The organism is Veillonella sp. (assembly GCF_019414865.1).
In the GTDB taxonomy this organism is placed as follows: domain Bacteria; phylum Bacillota; class Negativicutes; order Veillonellales; family Veillonellaceae; genus Veillonella.
This window is the reverse complement of sequence record NZ_DXLG01000105.1, coordinates 1-5,588: the sequence shown is the minus strand read 5'-3', so window position 1 is coordinate 5,588 and position 5,588 is coordinate 1. Positions and strand designations below refer to the sequence as shown.

Below are 5,588 nucleotides of genomic sequence, written 5' to 3'. Positions count from 1 at the left end.
ATTATTTGGAAAGAAGTTAGAGATTCAAAAAATGAAAAAATTTATTCAAATAATCTTCTAACTGAATATGCATATAAATTAGAAGCGTATCGCAAGTAGAAGCAATTCGTCATTGCAGAGACGTATGGGAAAACGAGTAATTAAATCTATAAAAGAATAATGATAAAAGCACCTTATATCCTATGAGAAGAGTCATTTGTGATGACTTTTGTGTAGGTATAAGGTGCTTTTATTTATTCCTGATTTCTTTATTGACTTTGTTTTGTTACATCCGGCACTTTCCCAGGATTCATATCGAGGTTTAAATCCGTCGATTTGAATGGGGAAGGGTTAGCTTCTGGTGGTTGCACTTTGAGTTCTGGGTGTAACCATTGTAGTTGTTTCAGTTCCCAGTCGTACTTGGCACCGTCGTTTTGTAATTGGCGAATGTCTTTAAAGATACCATCCAGTTGGTCGCTATGTTTATTAGCCATCCCTTCTAGAATGTAAAGGCGACCAGCTACACTATCAACGGAAGAACCATCGTGGTCTTCATCGACACGCCATTGTAGTTCTGAAATTTGTATTTGCTGGAAGATTATAACAATGACCAGCACGATAATAACGCCCCACATGGGTGTTTCTTTAGCTTTCAAAAGGGCCCGCAATTTAGATGCGAGCCCAGATGGTTTATTCATTATTGACGATCCTCAAGTTGTAATCCAGGTAATGGTAATTTTGAATTTACAAAGTCTAACCACAAGCGAGAAGCGTGGGAGAGGTAATGACCTTTTTTCCAAATAACATAAAGTGTATGAATAATTTCTGGTACAAGTGGTCGTACAACGACCTTGGAACCAACCTCTGTATTTTCACCTGCCTCAGGGCAGAGACGAGATGGTAACAATGCGATGGCAAGGTCTGCACTAACTGTTTGCAACATAAGATCACGTTGGCTAGTTTCAAATACGATATGAGGTTGAAAACCTGTATGTTTACAAGCTTTGATGATTTCGTCATGCAAATTAAAGTCATCTTTGTGTAATACGAAAGACTCATCAGCTAGCATTTCTAAACGAATCTCTTTTTCTTTCGCAAGAGGGCTAGATATTGGAACGATAACGGAAAGCGGATCACTAGTGAGGTAGAAGGACTCAAATTCTTTTGGATTTGGTTTCGTACAAATGATACCAATATCAATCAAGCCTTCTTGAACACTAATCTCAACTTTTTTAGAACCTTGTTCATAAAGTTCTAATTCAATTTGTGGATATACTTTTTTGAACTCCCCTAAAAGCTGAGCGAAGATAGGTGCATCGGTAATTGGTGGAATACCAATTCTAATGGAACCTTGCTCCAAACGAAACTCGTTTTCAAAATCAGTTTTTAGATGTTCAAACATGAATACTACGCGTTTTGCGTGGGTTAAGAAGATGGTACCCCCATCAGTAAGTTCTACAGATTTAGCATTACGCATGAAGAGAACAACACCAAGTTCGTCTTCTAAAGCTTTAATAGTACGGCTGATAGCGGATTGGGAGATGTGCAAATTCCGCGCAGCTTTACTAAAGCTTTTTTGATCAGCTACTTCAACGAAGTATTTCAAATGATGAAAATCCATAATTAACCCCCTAAAAATAAAATCTGGTTATGGGAAGTGACCTATACTAAATGAGAATAGTTATTACTATAACGCAATTAGCTATTACTTTATGTAAAGCATGGATAGCAATATTGGCAAAGCGACAGTCACTGTATGTGTTGCGTTGATAGGGCCCAGCACGTTATAATGTGCATATAGGGCTATATCAAGTTATGATATTAGGAATTATGGTTGTGCCCAATACAAAAGTATGTTCACACATAATGCCATATTATATATAACATATATATTATTGCATTATTTTTTCATGTGCGCAAGTTTGTAATGGTTGTTATTCCTAAACATAATGATAGATTAAGCAAGTGTTCTATTTTTGCTAAATGCTTAAGGAGGCAATAATCACATGAGTCGTAAATTTAAAACTATGGACGGCAACCAAGCGGCTGCTCACGTTTCTTATGGTTTTACAGAAGTTGCTGCGATTTACCCAATCACTCCATCTTCCCCAATGCCAGAACACATTGACGAATGGGCTGCGTCTGGTCGTAAAAACATCTTCGGCAACACTGTTCAAGTTGTAGAAATGCAATCTGAAGCAGGTGCTGCTGCCGCAACTCACGGTTCTTTACAAGCTGGTGCATTAACAACAACTTTCACATCTTCCCAAGGTTTGTTATTGATGCTTCCTAACTTATACAAAGTAGCAGGCGAATTACTTCCAGGTGTATTCCAAGTAGCTGCTCGTGCATTGGCTGCACACGCTTTGGCTATCTTCGGTGACCATCAAGACGTAATGGCTGCTCGTGCAGCTGGCTGCGCTATGCTTGCTGAATCCTCCGTACAAGAAGTAATGGACTTGTCCGCTGTAGCTCACTTGACAGCTATTAAAACTCGTGTACCATTCATCAACTTCTTCGACGGTTTCCGTACATCCCATGAAATTCAAAAAATTGAAATCTGGGACTATGAAGATTTGAAACCATTAGTAGACATGGACGCTGTTAAAGCTTTCCGTAAAAATGCTTTGAACCCAGATGCTCCTGTAACTCGTGGTACTGCAGAAAACCCTGACGTTTACTTCCAACATCGCGAAGCATCCAACAAATTCTACTTGAACGTTCCTGACGTTGTAGAACATTACATGAACGAAGTTAACAAATTGGCTGGTACTAACTACCAATTGTTCAACTACCATGGTGCTCCTGATGCAACTGACGTAATCGTAACTATGGGTTCCTCCGCTCAAGTAGTTCAATCCACTGTTGACTACTTAAACAAATTGGGCCGTAAAGTTGGTTTCATCAACGTTCACTTGTTCCGTCCATTCGCAACAGATCGTTTGTTGAAAGCTCTTCCTCAAACAGTAGAACGCATTGCGGTTCTTGACCGTACTAAAGAACCAGGCGCTTTGGCTGAACCATTGTTCTTGGACGTACAAGCTGCTGTAATCGATGGTGGCCGTAACGTAAAAGTTATCGCTGGTCGTTATGGTTTGAGCTCCAAAGACGTTATCCCTGCAGACATCGTATCTGTATTCGATAACTTGGCTGCTGAAAACGGCAAGAAATTCTTCACATTGGGTATCAATGATGATGTTACATTCTTGTCCTTGGATCGTGCTGAAGGCGTAGAAGTTGAAACTCCTGGTTTGACTGAATGTAAATTCTGGGGCTTCGGTTCTGACGGTACTGTAGGTGCGAATAAATCCGCTATCAAAATCATCGGTGACCACACTGACATGTATGCTCAAGCATACTTCGATTACGACTCCAAAAAATCTGGTGGCGTAACAATGTCTCACCTTCGTTTTGGTAAAAACCCAATCAACTTGCCATACTTGGTAACTGAACCTCAATTCGTAGCATGTCACCGTCAATCTTACGTACATGAATACGACTTGATTCGCGGTATCAAAAAAGGCGGTACATTCTTGTTGAACTGTACTTGGTCTCCTGAAGAATTGAACGAACATTTACCTGCTAAATTACGTCGTCAAATCGCAGAAAAAGAATTGAACTTCTACATCATCAATGCTGCGAAAATCGCTTCCGAAATCGGTTTGGGCGGTCGTATCAACATGGTAACTCAAGCTGCATTCTTCAAATTGACTGAAATCATCCCTGTAGATGACGCTGTTAAATACCTTAAAGAATCCGTAGTAACTTCTTACGGTAAAAAAGGTCAAAATATCGTTGACATGAACAACGCTGCTATCGATCAAGGTGTTAACGCTTTGGTAAAAGTAGATGTTCCTGCTGACTGGAAAAACGCTGTTGATGAAGGCGGCCACGCAGTTAAACCTGGTTGCGAATCTTGCCCATCCTTCGTTCAAAACATTGCACAACCAATCAATGCACAAGCTGGTTATGATCTTCCTGTATCCACATTTGCTGGTTACGAAGATGGTACATTACCTGCTGGTACTGCTAAATTCGAAAAACGCGGTCCTGCATTGTTCGTTCCAAAATGGTTACCAGAAAACTGTATCCAATGTAACCAATGTTCCTTCGTATGTCCACATGCTACAATTCGTCCAATCTTGGCAACTGAAGCAGAAGTGGCTGCAGCTCCAGAACATTTCGATACAATCCCTGCATTGGGCGCTAAAGATCTTCAATTCCGTATTGCAGTATCCCCATTAGATTGCTTGGGTTGCGGTAACTGTGTTGATATCTGTCCAGCTCCTAAAGGCAAAGCTATCGTAATGACTTCCATCGATTCCGAAATCGAACAAGCTGAAGCATGGAACTACGGTGTTAACCTTCCTGTAAAAGAAAACCCTATGAAGAAGGAAACTGTTAAAGGTTCCCAATTCGAACAACCATTGTTCGAGTTCTCCGGTGCTTGCGCAGGTTGTGGTGAAACTCCTTACGCTAAATTGTTAACTCAATTGTTCGGCGACCGCATGATGATTGCCAATGCAACTGGTTGTTCCTCCATCTGGGGTGCTTCCATGCCTGCATCTCCATACACAACTAACCAACAAGGTCAAGGTCCTTCTTGGGCAAACTCCTTGTTCGAAGATAATGCTGAGTATGGTTATGGTATGTACATCGGCGTTAAGAAAATTCGTCAACAATTAGTAGAATTAGCTGCTAAAGCTGTAGAAACTGCTACAGGCGAATTGAAAGAAGCTTTGGAACAATGGATTGAATTTGCTAACCTTGGTGCAGCAACTCGTCAACGTTCCGAACGTTTAGTAGCAGCTATCGAAGCTGAAGGTGCTACAACTCCAGAATTGAAAGAAATTCTTGAGAAAAAACAATTCTTGATCAAACGTTCCCACTGGATCTTCGGTGGTGACGGCTGGGCATACGATATCGGCTTCGGCGGTGTTGACCATGTATTAGCTTCTGGCGAAGACATCAACATCTTCGTATTCGATACTGAAGTATACTCCAACACTGGTGGTCAAGCTTCCAAATCCACTAATATCGCAGCAGTTGCTCAATTCGCAGCTTCTGGTAAACGTACTAAGAAAAAAGACCTTGGCATGATGGCTATGTCTTATGGTTATGTATACGTAGCACAAGTAGCTATGGGTGCAGATAAAAACCAATTGATGAAAGCTGTTGCAGAAGCTGAAGCATATCCAGGTCCTTCCTTGATCATCGCTTACAGCCCATGTATCAACCATGGTATCAAAGCTGGTATGGGTAAAGCTCAAGAAGAACAACGTAAAGCAGTTGCAGCTGGTTACTGGGATCTTTACAGATACAACCCTCAACTTAAAGAAGAAGGTAAAAATCCATTCTCCTTGGATTCCAAAGAACCAACTGAAAACTTCCAAGACTTCCTTAAAGGTGAAGTTCGTTACGCTTCCTTGGCTAAAGCAGCTCCAGATGTTGCAGAAGAATTGTTCGCTAAAACTGAACAAGACGCTAAAGATCGTCGCTTAAGCTATGTTCGCTTACAAAAAGGTTTCGAAGACGTAAAATAATTCGTTATTTAACGACTAAGAACTAATAAGAGGCACCCTTTCGAGGGTGCCTCTTTTGTATATAAT

At 40.8% G+C, this 5,588-nt stretch carries 3 protein-coding genes; 1 reads left to right on the top strand and 2 read right to left on the bottom strand.

Translation table 11 applies throughout. The annotated features are described in order from the left end of the window. Positions 1-248: 248 nt before the first annotated feature. Both QZ334_RS06600 and QZ334_RS06595 read right to left on the bottom strand, forming a co-directional pair. Positions 249-677: a hypothetical protein gene (locus tag QZ334_RS06600; protein ID WP_178885415.1), complete on the bottom strand. Its 429-nt coding sequence runs from the start codon at positions 675-677 to the stop codon at positions 249-251. Further along, positions 677-1,600, bottom strand: a complete 924-nt coding sequence (locus tag QZ334_RS06595) for a LysR family transcriptional regulator (RefSeq protein WP_024065776.1) — start codon at positions 1,598-1,600, stop codon at positions 677-679. The genes QZ334_RS06600 and QZ334_RS06595 overlap by 1 nt, the downstream gene beginning before the upstream one ends. 385 nt (positions 1,601-1,985) lie before the next feature. Here QZ334_RS06595 and nifJ point away from each other — a divergent pair, with 385 nt between their 5' ends. After that, positions 1,986-5,522: a pyruvate:ferredoxin (flavodoxin) oxidoreductase gene (gene nifJ, locus QZ334_RS06590; protein WP_156718891.1), complete on the top strand. Its 3,537-nt coding sequence runs from the start codon at positions 1,986-1,988 to the stop codon at positions 5,520-5,522. The last annotated feature ends 66 nt before the right edge of the window (positions 5,523-5,588 follow it).